A 15,507-nucleotide genomic window follows, 5' to 3' on the forward strand; every position below is an offset into this window, starting at 1 on the left:
GGGCCACATGACTAATTCACGCTAACCTGCTACAACGATGCCGATCCTGTGCAACCGAACATTTTGCCTGCTCCGAAACAGGGACCATGCACAAAATGTAAACCTCAGGGCATCTAATGTTTCCTATAGGAAACTTTTGAAATGGCCCTGAAATGACTGCTTGAGGCTTTCCCTCAGGCGGCAGTCCGGAAGAACAACTCCGAAACGTCAGCCAGCCTCTTCGGATCTTCCACGCCACACAGCTCGCGGGCAGAGTGCATCGAGAGTAGCGGAATGCCCACATCCACCGTCCGGATTCCGAGGCGGGTTGCGGTCAGGGGACCGATGGTGGAACCACAGGGGAGATCGTTGTTGGAGACGTATTCCTGATAAGGCACATTGGCTTCGTCGCACAAACGGGCCCACAGTGCCGCGCCTGTGGCATCTGTGGCATAGCGCTGGTTGGCATTGATCTTCAACAGTGGGCCGCCATTCAGCAGCGGCTTGTTCGCGGGATCGTGCTTCTCCGCGTAGTTGGGGTGGACAGCGTGGCCCGCGTCCGCGGAAACACAAAACGACGCCGCCAGCGCCTGCCGCCGCTGGCTCACCGAGGCGCCAAGACCGTCGGAGATGCGTACCAGGATGTCCTCAAGGATGGGGCCACAGGCGCCGGAACGCGAGTTGGAGCCGATCTCCTCATGATCGAAGGCCGCAAGGACGGCGATCGGGCCATCGGCGGGTGCGGCGGCCGCATGCGCTATCAACGCCACCAGGCCAGCGTGCGTGGAGGAAAGGTTATCCATGCGGCCTGAAGCGAATAACTCACCATGTGCTCCAAAAATCGCCGGCGCCTGGGTGTCTGCCACCACGACGTCGTACCCGCCGATATCGGCAGCGTCCACAGTGGCGCCTTCAACGCGATCGGCGAGCAGTGCCAGCAGATCCTCCCCAGCGGGATCTCCCTGGCCGAAAATGGGGTTCATGTGCTGCTGCTTGGACAGGTGGAGGCCATTGTCGTTGACCCCGCGGTCCAGGTGAATCGCCAGCTGTGGAAAGCGCAGGAGGGGTCCTGTGGCAGTCAGGTGCTGCGTACCGTCGCGCAGCACCAAGCGGCCCGCCAACTGCAGTTCACGGTCCAGCCAGGAGTTCAGGAGTGGCCCGCCATACACCTCGACGCCGGCCTGCAGCCACCCGAACTTGCCCGTGGTGGGCTTTGGCTTGAGTTTGAAGGACGGCGAGTCAGTGTGGGCGCCCAGGATGTTGAATCCCGTGGTGGGGCCAGCGTTCTCCGGAGTCACCCATGCGATGAGTGCGCCATCGCGGATCACGTAGAACTTGCCCGCTCCGCCGTCCCACGGCTGCAGTTCATCCAGGCCAGTGAATCCAACCGCGTCCAGGCGACGGGCGGCCTCGTGAACCGCGTGGAAGCTTGAAGGCGACGCAGCTACATACGTACCGAGGTCCTGGATATGGTCAATGGCGGCAGAGGCATTCGGAGACATGCCCCCGAGTCTAGCCCCGCTCCAGGCCGCCAGGTGCCTAAACCGTGACGTTCAAGGCCGCCGTATAGCCCCCGGCAACCGAACCGGACATAGTCGCCAATTGGTATATACCCCCATCGTCACCAAAGACGTTGTCCGAGGCCAGAGTGGTGTTGGGGAAGTTCCGGGCACTCGTCTCATAGCCTTCAGTGGCATAAACCTCGTTACAGGCCCTCTCCGTCAGGGCGATCTGCGACACCGCGAGCACCTGCCCGGCAGCGCTGGTGTTGCTCATGGATTCGAATACCTCAAAGTGAATATGTGGCCAGCGGCCGCTATAGGCGCCGGGATAGATGGTGCTGAACGTGAGCTGCCCGTTCGCATCGGATTCCTGTACACCCCGGAGGTAGTTCTCGTTCTCAAGCCCTGAATCGTAAAGCGAGTACTTGCCGTTCTGGTCGCAATGCCAGACGTATACGGCAGCACCTGCCAGCGGTGAGCAGCCGTTCGCATTGTCCAGCAACGTCAGGGTCACCGTCAGTGGCACCCCCTCGGCTTTCGTGGTGGACGTGCCAAAGCTGGACCTTATGTCGCGGCGGACCACTCCCGATGCTTCCAGGACGTTTGGCCCATTGGAACCGTCGCCCGGGTAGGGTCCGAGTGTCTCCTCGGGGATCTCCACCCCACATTCGGCGATGGCACGTGTCACAGTGCTGGTCGCCGATGGCGAGGCGGCCGCCGTCGTGCTTTCCGTCGCAGTGGCGGTAGCGCTGGCGGTGCTCGACGGCGACGCGCTGCCGCCTCCCGTACTTGGCGTACAGGCTGCGAGGGCCGCTGACGCCCCCGCTCCGACGAGAACGCCCAGCGAGCGGCGCCGGGTCAGGAGGGTGGAAAGGTCGAACTCGAGGCCACGATCATGGTTCGGGTGCGGCTGATCTTGGTCCGCTGGTTCCTTGGACGGCTGTTGAGGAGAAGTCATGCATCCATGAAACGCGCCCTGCCTATGCCTTGTACATGGGGAAACTGTGCCGGGGCTGTGATCACATCGCCGATCCAAAAGATCAAAATGTGCAATATAGACAATTTCATATGCTTGTAATGCCCGTCACGTTGTGTCACGATGGCTCACAGAACGCATATCCACGGAAGGTTCCACCCATGAAGATCCAACTGAAACCAGTTCGGAAGCTCCGCATCCATTGGCCCATCCCGGCCGAAACCATGACGCAACTCGCCGGAGGCGACCTCGCCGCCCTGGAAGCGGACGCCGGCATCTCGTCCCTGCTGGAAGCACTGACAGAAAGCCCCGAGCTGGGCGGCTTTGGCAACTACCACCATGTCTTCGAGTCCTCCGCAGGCTACGAGGGCTTCACCGTTGCCGAGGGCGCAAACCCCACACTGGGCCGCGTAGGACAACGAACTATCTCGCCGACGTTCGTATTCACCTCCTACTTTGATGACTCGTTGGATGCCGACGCGGTTCACCAACTGGTCCAGAGGATCGTGGACATCCACCCCTGGGAGGTACCCGTTATTGAAGTGTCCGGGCCCCTGAGCGTCTCCAGCAGCGTTCTGACTCCGGTTGCCGAAAGCCGCGTGGCCTCATGACCACAGGACTTTGGCACGAGCTCGCTCCCCTGCTCCGCAACAGAACCTTCACGGACCTCACGCACGCCTTCCACCCCGGCCAGCCCCGGTTCTCCGCTTTCCCGGATGAATCCCGCGAGGCTCTCTTCGATATGGAGAAGGGCGACGGATTCACTGCCCACCGCTACTCAATAGTGGGCCAGTGGGGTACCCACGTGGACCCTCCTTCGCATTTTGTGCGCGGCGGACGGACCTTGGACCAGATACCCGTGGACGAGATGATTCTTCCCCTGGTTGTCCTGGACATCAGCCACCGCGTGCGCACGGACAGTGACGCCACCCCCACACTGGGCGACATCAAAGCCTGGGAAGCGCGAAACGGAGCAATCCCCAGCGGTTCATTCGTGGCCCTCCGCACAGGATGGAGCCACCGCTGGCCCGACAATGGGGCCATGGCCAACAAGGACGAATCCGGAACAAGCCATACCCCGGGCTGGTCGAAGGAGGTCCTTGAATACCTCGTCGAACATCGGGACGTGGCTGCGGTGGGCCACGAACAAACCGATACGGACCCTGGCGTAGCCACCTCCCGGCAGGACTTCAGCCTGGAGACCTACGTCCTTGCACAGGACAAATGGCAGATCGAACTTCTGGCGCATCTGGACGGGTTGCCCGAGGCCGGCGCCGTTCTGGTTGCGTCCTGGGCCAAGCCCCTGGAAGGCAGCGGCTTCCCGGCCAGGGTGTTCGCCATTCACTAGGGCTGCGTGTCGCTAGAATCGTTCCATGTCAAAGACCTCCAGCATGGGCCGAGGCATGATGTCCATCCTGGCCGTTGGGGCCCGTCACGCCCGAGGATACGACGGCGGTACCGTCGCCGACGTCGCGGCCCACTTGGACAAGGACCGCAGCCAAGTATCACGGAGCCTCAAAGGCGCCCTGCAGGAAGGCTTCCTGGCCCGCACCAGCAACAGGGAATACAGCCTGGACTGGTCCATCCTGGCGGACGCCCAGCTGGTCACGGAGCAACGACTGAAGACCGACGGGCTCACCGCACTTGAAGGCTTGGCAGCGGAAACCAATGAAGCATGCTTCCTGGGCGTATTAAGCGGGAACACCACAGTCACCATTGGTGAACAGGTACCTGCCAGCGCCAACTTGGTGGGTTCCTGGCTGGGCCGGCCTTATCCTGCCTACTGCAGTGATGCCGGCCAAGCCCTCCTGTGGGATGCCCCGGATGAGGAAATCCGCACGCTCTTTAAGACCGTGGAATTCGTCAAGCACGGACCCAACACACCATCCTCCATTGAAGACTTCCTGGACCGGCTCAACCAAGCCCGTGAGCGTGGCTATTCAATTGTTGATGAAGAAGCCGAGCCAGGACTCTACTCGCTGGCCGCACCCGTCCGGGACTTCAAGGGTGAGATCGCTGCTGCGCTCCAGATCGTTGGCCCGAGAACCCGGGTTGAACCACAGAGCGAAAGCTACGCCACAGCCCTCCGTTCATGGTGCGGGTGGTTGGAAGCCATGGTGGGAGGCCGCGCGGCGTCGTGAGCCCTACGCCGGCACCGTGCCTGCGGAGCCAAGCCGTTGGGCGGCTGCATGCAGCACCGCGGCGATGTCCGGTGCCGCCTTCTCAATGCTGGACCGGCTGCCCAAGACGCTGAGCGACGCGTGGATCTTCCCTCCGAACCGCACCGGAACAGCCACCTCCCACACGTCGTGCTCGAACTCTTCGGCCGCGACAACGAATCCGTTGGGCTTGTCCCGTTCCATCAGTTCACGGACTTCCGGAACAGAATGTGCCGCCGCCGGGCCTCCGACACCAATGAAATTCACGTCGCGGAGCAGGGACTCCAGCTCACGTGGAGAGTGATCCCACAACAAAGCCCGTCCGGCGCCCGTGCACCAGACCGGAGTCACCATGCCCGGCTTGGCAAAACCACCCAGGACTGAGTTGTTGGTGGAGGAACGCAAAAGCAGGACGCGGACGCCATCCCGCACTGAGAGGCGCGATCTCAGGCCAAAGGCGGATACCAATTCCTCCAGCTCTGCCCGCGACCTCTGAACCCAGCCACCATTCAGCGCGGCTGCCAGGCCGAAGAACCCGGGGCCGACACGGAAAGGACCCCGGTCCATCCGTTCCAGCAGTCCCAGGTCGCACAGCTCCTGGGCCAGGCGGGAGACCCTGCTTTGCTCCATATCCAATTCCGCGGCCAGTTGCGAGACGCCCAAGAGCTGGCGGCCCTGCTTTTCGCGGTCCGTTACCAAGCGAACAAGGCGAAGGCCTTGCGCCAAGGACGACGCCTCCGATGACACATCCACGAATCGGCTCCTTCCACCAAGCGCTCACGCCATTCTCACATGACGGCATCAGCGGCGAGGATCCGGGCGTCTTTGGCCCACACCGTGTACAGGTCTGCGAGGATCCCGCGATTTGCAGACTCCAGTTCACCGGCCGTGATTTCCGCGCCATCCTGACGACCAAACAGCACCACCTCGTCTCCTGGCCGCACGTCGTCAAGGGCAGAGACGTCCACCACCATGGAATTCATGGAGATCGCATCAACAACCGGCACCCGATGGCCCCGGACCAGGACCGTTCCGCCACGCCCCAGTGCACGCCGGTACCCATCGCCGTATCCCACCGTCACGGTGGCCAGCTTTGAAGCCGCTTGCAGCGTATGGGTATGCCCGTAGCCCACTTTGCTTCCCGCCGGATAGTTGTTCACGGATCCGATCCGCGCTTTGAATGCCAGGCAGCGCCGGAATTCCGCGTGGATTGGGTCTGAATCGCCATACAGCACGGCGCCGGTCCGCACCATGTCAAGCCACGTTGCCGGCGTATTCAGCGTGGCAAACGAATTCGCCGCGTGAAGCAGAACCTGCCTCCGCGGCACGTTGGCAGACCGCAGGATGGACGTGGCGTCGGCTTTGAAGCGCACCAGTCCTTGCTCAATATGTTCAAGGTCGTCCAAGGGAAAATGCGTCATGATGCCAGCCAGTTCCAGCTGCGGATGGCTCACCATCGCTACGGCACTGGCCCTGCCCAGGGGTGACGATACGTCAAGGCTGTGCCTGCTGATTCCTGAGGAGTTGATGTCCAGGTGGATCCGGATCTTGCGTCCAGCCTCAGCGGCGATCCTGCTCAGTTCCCAGGCGCTCTGCGGGTCGGCCACGAGTTCTTCCACATCATGGACCACCGCAGCGGCTATTTCCTGGGGTGCAGCGGCGCGGACCCGCAGAAGCCTGCCCGTGTAGCCGTGAAGTCGGGCCGCCTGTGCTTCTGAGTTTGAGCCCACACCGATGTAGGGCACCCCCAGGCGCACCAAGGAGGGAATCAAGAGGTCGGCCCCGTGGCCGTACGCATCAGATTTGATCACGGCGCACAGCATGGCGCGCCCTTGCAACATTCCCAGCATGGTCCGGATATTGGATTCGAAGGCGTTGCCGTCAATTTCAAGCCAACTTGAAAGGTTCTCGATCCTCAGCCGGTGGCTCACAACCTGCATCATCATTTCCCCTGCATCAACGCCTTGCGGCCGGACCGGAGGCCCGGCCGCAAGGCTCAGTGATTGTATGGTCAGGACGTCCGGCCGGACCGTGCCGGGCGCCGGTACCTGAAGTAGAAGTAGGCGTAGCAAGCCCCCACAAAGGGGACGCCGAAGTACAGCGCGGCAATCTGATGTGGGTCAAACGCAATGCCCACCAATGAAATCAGGCAGAGAGCGAAGGCCAGAATCGGGACCAGCGGGAAGAACGGCGCCTTGTAAGCAAGATCCTTCACCCGCCCGCCGTTCCGCACGAAGGCCCGGCGGTGGAAGAAGTGGGACGCTGTGATGGACATCCACACGCCAACAACTGCGAAACCGGCCACGGAGACCAAGGCCAGGTACACCGTTTCAGGGGCAACCACGCTGCTGATCAGCGATGCGATGCCGCCAACCATGCTGACCGAAAGGGCTATGAGCGGTATACCCCGGCGGGTGAGCTTCTTCAGGGCCTTGGGCGCATGCCCCTCATCAGCCAGGGAGTAGAGCATACGGGCACAGGAGAACAGTCCGCTGTTTCCGGCCGACAGTAGCGCCGTGATGATGACGAAGTTCATGATGTCAGCGGCGTAGGGAATTCCGACGGAGGAGAACACCGTCACGAAAGGACTCTCGTCCAGTCCCACTTGGTCATACGGGACGGTTGCGGCAATGACTGCGATAGCACCAACAAAGAAGATCAGCAGCCGGATGACGGTGCTGCGCATGGCCTTCGGGATGTTCTTTGCAGGATCAGTGGTCTCCCCCGCGGCCACGCCGATGAGTTCCGATCCGGAGAAGGCATAGAAGACCGCCAAGGCCGTTACCAGGACTCCGGTAAAGCCGTTGGGGAACAATCCCCCGGCGGTGTTGAAGTTCTCAAAGAGGAACGGATGGTTGCCGGACTCAGAGAGTGGGTGGAATCCGAAGAGGGCTGCGCCGCCCAGCACGATCAGGGCAATGATCGCACCCACCTTGATGATGGAGAACCAGAACTCCGATTCCCCGAAGAACTTGGAGGACACGGCATTGAATCCGAACAGGATGGCGGCGAACACAAGGCACCACACCCATACCTCGACCTCAGGAAACCAGCGCTGCATGAGGAGCCCTGATGCCGTGAATTCCGAGCCGATAGCCACTGCCCAACACAGCCAGTACAGCCAGGCTGTGGCGAAGCCCGTAGCTGGGCCGATAGATCGGGACGCGTAAATGTGGAAAGCACCTGATACGGGATAGGCGATGGCCAACTCGCCAAGGCAGGCCATCACGAGGTACACCACGAAGGCGCCCACAAGGTAGGCAATCACAGCCCCGAGCGGACCGGCCTGGGAGATCGTGTAGCCGGAACTCAGGAACAGCCCGGATCCAATGACACCTCCCATCGCGATCATGATGAGGTGCCGTGGACCCATTGATCGGCGCAGTCCGGTTTCGGCAGGGGCGGGAGCGGCCTGGGGTTGATGGTCCAGTTGCAGGGGTGCTGAAGATTCCATGTGGTGTCTCCGGTTTTTGTGGCAGATGCGAACGGTACGCCTCATGAAGTCCGGGGCTGGGGTGCCGGGAAGGGCGTCTGTAGTGATGAAGGTAACACAAAAGGAGTCTGTGTGGTCATTAAAAACATTTGTTAATGCGTATAGCGCACATGTTTGAGGTGACTGAGAGTCAGAACGGCCGTCGAATGGTCAGAATGCCCACTCTTTGAGGCGATTCAGCATGCCCCGACGGACACCGGGGGGCCACAGGATTGAACCATCACCCCCCCACTTACCTGAGGAGCACCATGAAAACCTACGACCTCGCGCTGATCGGCTTTGGCGGCGTCAACCGGACCCTCGCCGACATCATCGCCACACGGGGAGATGCCCTCCGCTCGGAGTTGGGTTTCGGCCTGAGGGTTGTGGCCATCACCGATCTCAGGCTCGGTTCCCTGGTCCAAGCCGAAGGCATCGATCTTCACATGGCACTGAACCTTGGCGCTGGCGAGACGTTTGCAGAGCATGGCGGCTCCTTGGACACCAACAACGAAGCTGTGATCCGTTCCTGCACTGCTGACATCGTCTGCGAAGCAACCTTCACCAATCCCGACGACGGCGAGCCCGCCGTCTCGCACGTCCGATGGGCCCTGGAATCGGGCAAGAGCGTCTGCACCACAAATAAGGGACCCGTGGCACTGCGGGGCGCTGAACTGGCCGCGTTGGCCGAGAGCAATGGCGTTCACTTCGAGTTCGAAGGCGCCGTCATGAGCGGCACCCCCGTGATCCGCCTTGCCAAAAAGATGTTCGCCGGCCTGAAGATCGATGGCTTCGAAGGAATCCTGAACGGCACCAGCAACTATGTGCTGGGGCGCATGGAATCGGGCCTGGACCTGGACGCCGCCATTCGGGAAGCCCAGGACCTGGGGTATGCGGAAGCAAACCCTGCCGCTGACATTGAGGGCTATGACGTTCGACTCAAAGTGCTCATCCTGGCCAATCAACTCCTTGAGGCAGGCATTTCGTTGCAGGACGTCTCTTGTGAGGGCATCTCCTCCTTGACCCGTGACGACATCGAAGACGCTGCCCGCCAAGGCCTGCGCTGGAAGCTCATCGGCTCAGCGACGAGGTCTGCCAACGGGGCGGTAACAGCCAGCGTGAAGCCCGTGGCGGTGCCCCTGGCCCACGGATTGGCTGGAATCTCCGGCGCCACCAACGCCGTTTCGTTCAGCACAGATCTCCTGGGCCCCGTGACGGTTTCCGGGCCCGGCGCCGGACGCGTCGAGACGGCCTACGCCCTGCTCTCAGACATCATCGCCATGCACGCCACCTCGGAGGTTCCCTCCCATGCCTAAGACCGCACCCAGCGTCCCCGAAGCATCAGTCCTGCCGATGTTCCAGAACGTCACCAGCCCGTACGACCAGCGGGTGGTGGGCGCCGTTCCGCTGACCGATGCCACCGCCGTCGAGAGTGTCCTGAATGCTGCCCGCACGGGAGCCAAAGTGGCAGCGGGTCTCTCCCGGGACGCGCGGGGAAAGATACTCGACAGGGCAGCCGCCCTGATGGAAGACCGGCGCGATCTCTTTGCCGAAACCATCGTCGCTGAAGCTGGCAAGACCGTGAGGCAGGCCCGTAAAGAGGTCCTGCGTGCCATCAATACGCTGCGGCTTTCAGCGGCAGAAACCCGCCGCAACGCCGGTGAAGTCATTCCCTTTGACGCCTACGAAGGCTCCGAGGACCGGCTGGGCTGGTTCTCCCGTGAACCGCTGGGCATCATCCTGGCAATCACGCCCTTCAACGATCCCCTCAACCTGGTAGCCCACAAGGTGGGACCGGCCATTGCAGGCGGAAACGCCGTTATCCTCAAACCGTCGGCCCTCACTCCCCTCTCCGCGCAGCTTCTCACCGAGGCACTCCTGGAGGCCGGACTCCCCCAGGACGTCCTCACGGTGGTCCATGGAGACCGCGGGATTGCCCGGGAAATCATCGCTGCGAGGGACGTCCGGATGGTGTCGTTCACCGGCGGGTTCGCCACCGGAGAGGACATCGCCTCAACAGCCGGGCTGAAGAAGCTCTCCATGGACCTGGGCGGAAACGCGCCGGTCATCATCATGGCTGACGCCAACCTCCAGGAAGCCGTGGCTTCCTGCGTTTCCGGCGCATTCTGGGCCGCAGGCCAAAACTGCGTGGGTGTTCAACGAATCCTGGTCGACAAGTCCATCTACGTCGAATTCCGGGAGCTCTTCCTCGCCGCGACCAACAAACTGGTCGTTGGCGACCCCTCCGACGAACTGACGGACGTGGGGCCCATGATCACCTCGCGGTCCCTGGAAGATGTCCGGACCAAAGTCCACGAGGCGGTGGAGCACGGTGCAGTTGTTCTGACAGGAAACCAAGCTGCCGGGAACATCCTCCACCCCACGGTTCTTGAAGACGTTCCGGAGGACAGCCGCTTGTGGTCCGAGGAAGTGTTCGGCCCGCTGGTGATGCTCCGCCCTGTGGACTCCCTGGAGGAAGCGATCGGGATTGCCAACTCCATCGAGTTCAGTCTCCATGCCGGGATCTTCACCGCCTCCCTTGGCGATGCGATGAAAGCAGCCAAGGAAATCCAGGCCGGGGGTGTCATGATCAACGACTCATCGGACTACCGGTTCGACGGCATGCCTTTCGGCGGATTCAAATACGGAAGCCTGGGCCGTGAAGGCGTTCACTTCGCCTACGAGGAAATGACCCAGCCCAAAGTCATCTGCATCAAGAACTGATGGCCTGGTGGTGGACTGCGGACCCAGTCCACCACCAGGCCATCCACTGGCACAGGACCGTTCCCGAAAGGACTGCACCCCCTATGACGTATCGCCTCGAATCAGATTCCCTGGGATCCATCCGCGTCCCAGCCGATGCCTTGTGGGGCGCCCACACTGCCCGGGCCCTGGACAATTTCCCCATCAGCGGGATCCCCGTGTCCCGGTATCCCGGACTGGTGGTGGCCCTGGCCCAGGTAAAGCGCGCGGCCGCCCACGCCAACTCCGGCCTTGGAGTCCTGGATCCCGCCATAGCCACCGCGGTCAGCCACGCCTGCCGGGACATCGAACAAGGGCAGCATCACCAGCACTTCTGCGTGGACATGATCCAGGGCGGCGCCGGGACAAGCACCAATATGAACGCCAACGAGGTCATCGCAAACGTAGCCCTGGAGACCATGGGCCACCCCCGTGGCAGCTACCAGCATCTGCACCCCATCGACCACGTGAACAAATGCCAGTCGACCAACGATGTCTACCCCACCGCCATCAAGCTCGCACTGATCACCGCCGTGCAGGACCTTGACCACGAACTAGGCCAATTGACGCAGTCTATGCGGGAGAAAGGGGCCGCCTTCGCCCTCGTGGTGAAGATAGGGCGCACCCAGCTGCAGGACGCCGTCCCCATGACGCTCGGTCAGGAGTTTGGAGCCTTTGCCGCCACGATTGAGGAAGACAGATGCCGGCTGAGGGAGTCCGCGGGGCTCATGCTCGAATGCAGTCTGGGAGCAACCGCGATCGGGACAGGGATCACGGCCGAGCCCGGCTACCGGGAGCGCGTCGTTGATGCCCTTTCCGAAATTTCCGGGCTGCCCCTGGTACCGGCGACTGACCTGCTGGAGGCGACATCCGACGTCGGGGTTTTCATGCATGTATCCGGGATGCTCAAGCGATCGGCCATCAAGATCTCCAAAATCAGCAGCGACCTGAGACTGCTGTCCAGCGGTCCGCAAAATGGCTTCGGGGAGATCCAATTACCACCCCGCCAGGCGGGGTCATCCATCATGCCGGGCAAAGTAAATCCGGTGATTCCCGAGACCCTGAACCAGATCGCTTTTGCGGTTGCTGGTGCGGATACCACCGTCACCATGGCCGCCGACAACGGCCAGTTGCAACTGAATGCCTTTGAACCCGTCATGGCCCATGCCCTTTTGCAGGGCTTTTCCTGGCTCACCAACGGCGCGAGGATTCTCAGGACCCACTGCGTCCAGGGCATCACGGCAAACGAGGAACTGCTTGGTGGGCGGGCTGCGGGCTCTGCTGGACTGGCCACCGCGCTGATACCCGCCCTTGGCTACGCAGCCGCTGCGGAGGTGGCCAATCGTGCGTTGAGTGGACGCATGGCAGTGGTCGATGCCGTCACATCGATGGGACTCATGGAACGGGACGCCGCCCAAATGATCCTTGAGGGCGCCTCTGCGTACGGACGCTGAGTTACTGCGATACCCGTCGAATCACGTTGGACAGGGTCATGGCAGTGACGGTGTTGGTCACGCCGGGGAGGGCAGAAATCTGCTCCCAAATCTCCTGCACCCTGCCATGGGATCGGGCTTCGACGCGCACGATCAAATCAAAGTCACCGCTCAGCACATCACACAGAACGATTTCGGGAATCGCCCTGAGCTCACTCAGAACATCGGCTCCCCGCATGCGGTCTTTCCGGTAGACCATCAGGAATGCAGACACAAGATCCTGGGTCCCTACTCCGGCCACGACGGTATAACCCTGGATGTAGCCCTGCCGCTCCATGCGCTCGATCCGCTGGCGGACAGCATTCCTGGAAAGCAGGACCTTTCCGGCCAGCTCGGCGTGCGGGACACGGGCGTTCTTGGTGAGCTCCGAAAGGATCCTCTGATCGATGCCGTCCAGGCCCGCACGCTCCATGAATCCCTTCCCAGTAAAAGCCCCTCAGGAGCCCAGAAGCTCCTGCCCTGACCGAAAGGCCACGAAGAAGATGATACGTCCAGAGCACCACAAACCACTCCCGGGGGCCTACTCGTGCATCCTGTTCGACATGGATGGCACGCTGGTGGACTCGGCCAAGGGAGTCACCGCCAGTGCGGCAGAAGCGCTGGCCTCCGTGGGAGCCACCGTGCCAGGTCCTGACCAGTTGCGCCGGTTCGTGGGACCGCCCATGATGGACTCGTTCCGGAGCGTCGTTGGGCTGGACGAGAACGTGGCGAAGGTTGCTCTCCAGCACTACCGGGCGGCCTACGCCAGGACCGGAGCTGCCCAGGCCCAGCTCTACGACGGTGTTGAGGCGCTCCTTCATCAATTGCACTTACGGGGCATCCCCATGGCGGTGGCAACGTCGAAAGTAGAGGACCAAGCCATCAGGCTGACCCGCCACTTTGGCGTAGCCCACTACTTTGCGGATGTCTGTGGCGCGTCCGATACCCTGGGCCGGTCGCGCAAAGACGATGTGATCGCGGAATCGCTGAACCGGCTCCGTTCACGCGGCGTCGACACATCGCGGCCCGTCATGGTGGGCGACCGGATATACGACGTTGAGGGAGCAGCCAGCTTCCGGATACCTGCCATCTTCGCGCTCTGGGGCTACGGGGAACCCGGCGAATCCGTCCACGCCGCTGCTACCGCGTCTTCTCCCGGCGAACTCTTACCGCTGCTGCAAGGACCCGCGCAGCAATCGACGGCGGTTCAGTAGTCCGGGTTGCTCGGCACCACAAGCCCGGTTTCGTACGCGTAAACCACAACCTGGACACGGTCCCGCAACTGCAGCTTGCTGAGGATCCGGCGCACGTGGGTTTTCACGGTGGCCTCGGAGAGGAAGAACTTGTGGGCAATTTCCGCGTTGGACAGGCCCTCGGCGATGGTGGTGAGGATCTCGGTTTCACGCGGTGTGAGCTCGTCCAGCAGTGGATCCCGGTGCTGGCTGGGCGAGTGACCGGGCACCACACCACCACGAACATACGTTTCCAGGAGCCGTTGCGTTACCCGGGGAGCAACCACGGCATCGCCACTGGCCACCAAACGCACCGCGTGGACCAGCTCCGAGGGGGCCACGTCCTTGAGCAGGAACGCTGAGGCCCCGGCCTGCAAGCCAGTGAAGGCGTACTCATCAAGGTCGAAGGTGGTGAGGATGATGACCCGGGCGTCCGAACCGGAATCCGAGATGCGACGGGTCGCTTCGATCCCGTCCATGGCGGGCATCCGTACATCCATCAGCACGACGTCCGGTTGCAGGGCTTCTACTTGGCGGACGGCCTCGACGCCATCGGACGCCTCGCCTACAACGTGAAGGTCCTCTTCGCCTTCGAGGATCAGCCGGAACCCCATTCGAAGCAGCGGCTGATCGTCAACGAGCAGCACTTTGATGATGTCTTCTGTCATGATTCCCCCTTGTCGCCGTTCCAGCGGAGCTCGGCGTGGACCGCCCAGCCTCCCCTTTTTCCCGGACCGGCAGTAACGATTCCAGCATAGATTCCGGCGCGTTCATTCATCCCGGCAATGCCTTGGCCAGTACCCAGGCTTCCCACGGAGTCGCTGCCACCTTCGTGGGTTCCGCGGCCGTCGTCGAGCACGTCAATGGTGACCCGGTCGCCGTCGCGGGCCACTTGGACGTCCACACGGCTCAGCGACCGGCCGTAGCGGAGGACGTTGGTCAACGATTCCTGGACGATCCTGTAGACGGTGAGCTCGAAAGCAGGGTCTGCCGGCAAGGCTGGACCTGAATGCGCATAATGCAGCGGCAGTCCCGCGGTCCGGAAGCCGTCCAGGAGCTTGGACAGGTTGTGTCCGGATGCGAGCGGCGTGAGCGGTGCGGGCCGGCCCGAATCATCACGCAGGACACCAAGGACGCGACGCATATCTGCCAGGGCGGCACGGCCGGTACGCGACAGTTCGCTAAGGACTTCGCCGGCACGCTCCGGATCCTTCTTGACCACTACGGCTGCGCCGTCCGAGAGGCTGATCATCACCGTCAGCGAATGAGCCACGACGTCGTGCATTTCGCGCGCGATCCTGTTCCGCTCGGTGACCTTGCCCAGCTGTGTGGTCCGGGCTGCCCAGGCGGCGATCTCGGCCTCATGTTCCCTGCGCTGGCGAACAGAAATGCCGATGCCGGTGGCCAATAGATTGGACAACATGATGGTGATTGCCGTGGCGATGTTGTTGATGAGGTGGAAGTTCTCCGGAACGTCCTGCAGGGTGCCCATCTGACTCGGACTTGTCCACATGAACAAGTACAGGAGGCTCAGCGGCAGGCTCGCCGCAGCAAAGACCACCAGGGCGATGCCACGCTTCTTGATGGATGCGAACGCGTACAGCGCAAACCACAGGCCGGCGGAAACGTTTGAACCCCACGGGTTCAGGATGGTCGCCGCAACTTCCAAGAGCCCGACGGCGGCAACCACCTGGAGGGGGAACCGCCGCCTGAACATCAGTACGGCGGCGATCAGCGCCAGCAGCACGGCCACGAGCCACTTGCCGTCGATGATGGAGGTGACCATGGTGGGCAGGGCCAACAGCACGTAGCAGAGGACCACCACAACATCCATCGCACGGGGCCGCTTGTAGAAGTAGCGGCGGATCCTGCCCCTGCGACGCTGGGCAATTTCAGCGAAGGACGCATCGGCCGCGGGGGCCGATGCGTCCTTCACTTGTGGAGCTTCAGTCATGAATTGAGCCTAGACTGCG

The 15,507-nt window shown here is 62.2% G+C and carries 15 protein-coding genes; 7 read left to right on the forward strand and 8 right to left on the reverse strand.

Translation table 11 applies throughout. The annotated features are described in order from the left end of the window. Window positions 1-173 precede the first annotated feature (173 nt). Together J3D46_RS04155 and J3D46_RS04160 are read right to left on the reverse strand one after the other, a co-directional pair. The gene (locus J3D46_RS04155) at window positions 174-1,481 is read right to left on the reverse strand and encodes a M18 family aminopeptidase (RefSeq protein WP_231341451.1); all 1,308 of its coding nucleotides are present in this window, start codon (window positions 1,479-1,481) and stop codon (window positions 174-176) included. A gap of 37 nt (window positions 1,482-1,518) precedes the next feature. Continuing rightward, window positions 1,519-2,439, reverse strand: coding sequence for an intradiol ring-cleavage dioxygenase (locus tag J3D46_RS04160; RefSeq protein WP_231341450.1), 921 nt, complete (start codon window positions 2,437-2,439; stop codon window positions 1,519-1,521). 179 nt (window positions 2,440-2,618) lie between these two features. On the opposite strand from J3D46_RS04160, the gene J3D46_RS04165 reads away from it, so the two are divergent. Genes J3D46_RS04165 through J3D46_RS04175 form a run of 3 tightly spaced genes read left to right on the forward strand, consistent with a single transcriptional unit; the run spans window position 2,619 to window position 4,598 of the window. Further along, window positions 2,619-3,068, forward strand: coding sequence for a hypothetical protein (locus J3D46_RS04165; RefSeq protein ID WP_231341449.1), 450 nt, complete (start codon window positions 2,619-2,621; stop codon window positions 3,066-3,068). Then, entirely contained in the window at window positions 3,065-3,805 is a 741-nt protein-coding gene (locus J3D46_RS04170; protein WP_231341448.1) for a cyclase family protein, read from the forward strand. The genes J3D46_RS04165 and J3D46_RS04170 overlap by 4 nt, the downstream gene beginning before the upstream one ends. Window positions 3,806-3,830: 25 nt before the next feature. Further along, window positions 3,831-4,598 carry an IclR family transcriptional regulator gene (locus tag J3D46_RS04175; protein WP_231341447.1) on the forward strand — a complete coding sequence of 256 codons (768 nt, stop codon included), beginning with the start codon at window positions 3,831-3,833 and terminating at the stop codon, window positions 4,596-4,598. A 3-nt stretch (window positions 4,599-4,601) separates the two neighbouring features. On the opposite strand, the gene J3D46_RS04180 is transcribed toward J3D46_RS04175, so the two are convergent. The 3 genes from J3D46_RS04180 to J3D46_RS04190 all read right to left on the reverse strand — a co-directional run bounded on the left by J3D46_RS04180 (window position 4,602) and on the right by J3D46_RS04190 (window position 8,070). After that, window positions 4,602-5,369 (reverse strand): IclR family transcriptional regulator, encoded by a 768-nt coding sequence (locus tag J3D46_RS04180; protein ID WP_253465220.1) that lies wholly within the window; start codon window positions 5,367-5,369, stop codon window positions 4,602-4,604. A 35-nt stretch (window positions 5,370-5,404) separates the two neighbouring features. After that, a complete protein-coding gene (gene alr, locus J3D46_RS04185) occupies window positions 5,405-6,562 on the reverse strand; it encodes an alanine racemase (RefSeq protein WP_253465223.1) in 1,158 nt (385 codons plus the stop codon). A 65-nt stretch (window positions 6,563-6,627) separates the two neighbouring features. Continuing rightward, on the reverse strand, window positions 6,628-8,070 hold the full coding sequence (locus tag J3D46_RS04190) for an amino acid permease (protein WP_231343464.1): 1,443 nt from the start codon (window positions 8,068-8,070) through the stop codon (window positions 6,628-6,630). A 287-nt stretch (window positions 8,071-8,357) separates the two neighbouring features. Here J3D46_RS04190 and J3D46_RS04195 point away from each other — a divergent pair, with 287 nt between their 5' ends. The 3 genes from J3D46_RS04195 (at window position 8,358) to J3D46_RS04205 (ending at window position 12,284) form a co-directional block, all read left to right on the forward strand. Beyond that, window positions 8,358-9,404: a homoserine dehydrogenase gene (locus J3D46_RS04195; RefSeq protein ID WP_231343463.1), complete on the forward strand. Its 1,047-nt coding sequence runs from the start codon at window positions 8,358-8,360 to the stop codon at window positions 9,402-9,404. Next, window positions 9,397-10,812, forward strand: coding sequence for an aldehyde dehydrogenase family protein (locus J3D46_RS04200; RefSeq protein ID WP_253465226.1), 1,416 nt, complete (start codon window positions 9,397-9,399; stop codon window positions 10,810-10,812). Before J3D46_RS04195 ends, J3D46_RS04200 begins: the two co-directional genes overlap by 8 nt. Before the next feature lie 83 nt (window positions 10,813-10,895). Further along, the gene (locus tag J3D46_RS04205) at window positions 10,896-12,284 is read left to right on the forward strand and encodes an aspartate ammonia-lyase (RefSeq protein WP_253465229.1); all 1,389 of its coding nucleotides are present in this window, start codon (window positions 10,896-10,898) and stop codon (window positions 12,282-12,284) included. Window position 12,285: 1 nt separating this feature from the next. Here the strand turns inward: J3D46_RS04205 and J3D46_RS04210 are convergent, their stop codons facing one another. Beyond that, a complete protein-coding gene (locus J3D46_RS04210) occupies window positions 12,286-12,735 on the reverse strand; it encodes an Lrp/AsnC family transcriptional regulator (RefSeq protein ID WP_231338820.1) in 450 nt (149 codons plus the stop codon). Between the two features lie 70 nt (window positions 12,736-12,805). Here J3D46_RS04210 and J3D46_RS04215 point away from each other — a divergent pair, with 70 nt between their 5' ends. Further along, window positions 12,806-13,516 (forward strand): HAD hydrolase-like protein, encoded by a 711-nt coding sequence (locus J3D46_RS04215; protein ID WP_253465232.1) that lies wholly within the window; start codon window positions 12,806-12,808, stop codon window positions 13,514-13,516. Here J3D46_RS04215 and J3D46_RS04220 read toward each other — a convergent pair. After that, window positions 13,510-14,202, reverse strand: coding sequence for a response regulator transcription factor (locus tag J3D46_RS04220; protein ID WP_253465235.1), 693 nt, complete (start codon window positions 14,200-14,202; stop codon window positions 13,510-13,512). The genes J3D46_RS04215 and J3D46_RS04220 overlap by 7 nt on opposite strands. Further along, complete coding sequence (locus J3D46_RS04225) at window positions 14,199-15,488, reverse strand: sensor histidine kinase (protein WP_231338817.1); 1,290 nt, start codon at window positions 15,486-15,488, stop codon at window positions 14,199-14,201. Before J3D46_RS04225 ends, J3D46_RS04220 begins: the two co-directional genes overlap by 4 nt. Window positions 15,489-15,507: the final 19 nt, after the last annotated feature.

This window comes from Paenarthrobacter sp. A20 (assembly GCF_024168825.1).
Lineage (GTDB): Bacteria > Actinomycetota > Actinomycetes > Actinomycetales > Micrococcaceae > Arthrobacter.

Coding starts and splice junctions, on each gene's coding strand:
- J3D46_RS04155 (WP_231341451.1), bottom strand. CDS start 1,481: ATGTCTCCGAATGCCTCTGCCGCCATTGACCATATCCAGGACCTCGGT.
- J3D46_RS04160 (WP_231341450.1), bottom strand. CDS start 2,439: ATGACTTCTCCTCAACAGCCGTCCAAGGAACCAGCGGACCAAGATCAG.
- J3D46_RS04165 (WP_231341449.1), top strand. CDS start 2,619: ATGAAGATCCAACTGAAACCAGTTCGGAAGCTCCGCATCCATTGGCCC.
- J3D46_RS04170 (WP_231341448.1), top strand. CDS start 3,065: ATGACCACAGGACTTTGGCACGAGCTCGCTCCCCTGCTCCGCAACAGA.
- J3D46_RS04175 (WP_231341447.1), top strand. CDS start 3,831: ATGTCAAAGACCTCCAGCATGGGCCGAGGCATGATGTCCATCCTGGCC.
- alr (WP_253465223.1), bottom strand. CDS start 6,562: ATGATGATGCAGGTTGTGAGCCACCGGCTGAGGATCGAGAACCTTTCA.
- J3D46_RS04190 (WP_231343464.1), bottom strand. CDS start 8,070: ATGGAATCTTCAGCACCCCTGCAACTGGACCATCAACCCCAGGCCGCT.
- J3D46_RS04195 (WP_231343463.1), top strand. CDS start 8,358: ATGAAAACCTACGACCTCGCGCTGATCGGCTTTGGCGGCGTCAACCGG.
- J3D46_RS04200 (WP_253465226.1), top strand. CDS start 9,397: ATGCCTAAGACCGCACCCAGCGTCCCCGAAGCATCAGTCCTGCCGATG.
- J3D46_RS04205 (WP_253465229.1), top strand. CDS start 10,896: ATGACGTATCGCCTCGAATCAGATTCCCTGGGATCCATCCGCGTCCCA.
- J3D46_RS04210 (WP_231338820.1), bottom strand. CDS start 12,735: ATGGAGCGTGCGGGCCTGGACGGCATCGATCAGAGGATCCTTTCGGAG.
- J3D46_RS04215 (WP_253465232.1), top strand. CDS start 12,806: ATGATACGTCCAGAGCACCACAAACCACTCCCGGGGGCCTACTCGTGC.
- J3D46_RS04220 (WP_253465235.1), bottom strand. CDS start 14,202: ATGACAGAAGACATCATCAAAGTGCTGCTCGTTGACGATCAGCCGCTG.
- J3D46_RS04225 (WP_231338817.1), bottom strand. CDS start 15,488: ATGACTGAAGCTCCACAAGTGAAGGACGCATCGGCCCCCGCGGCCGAT.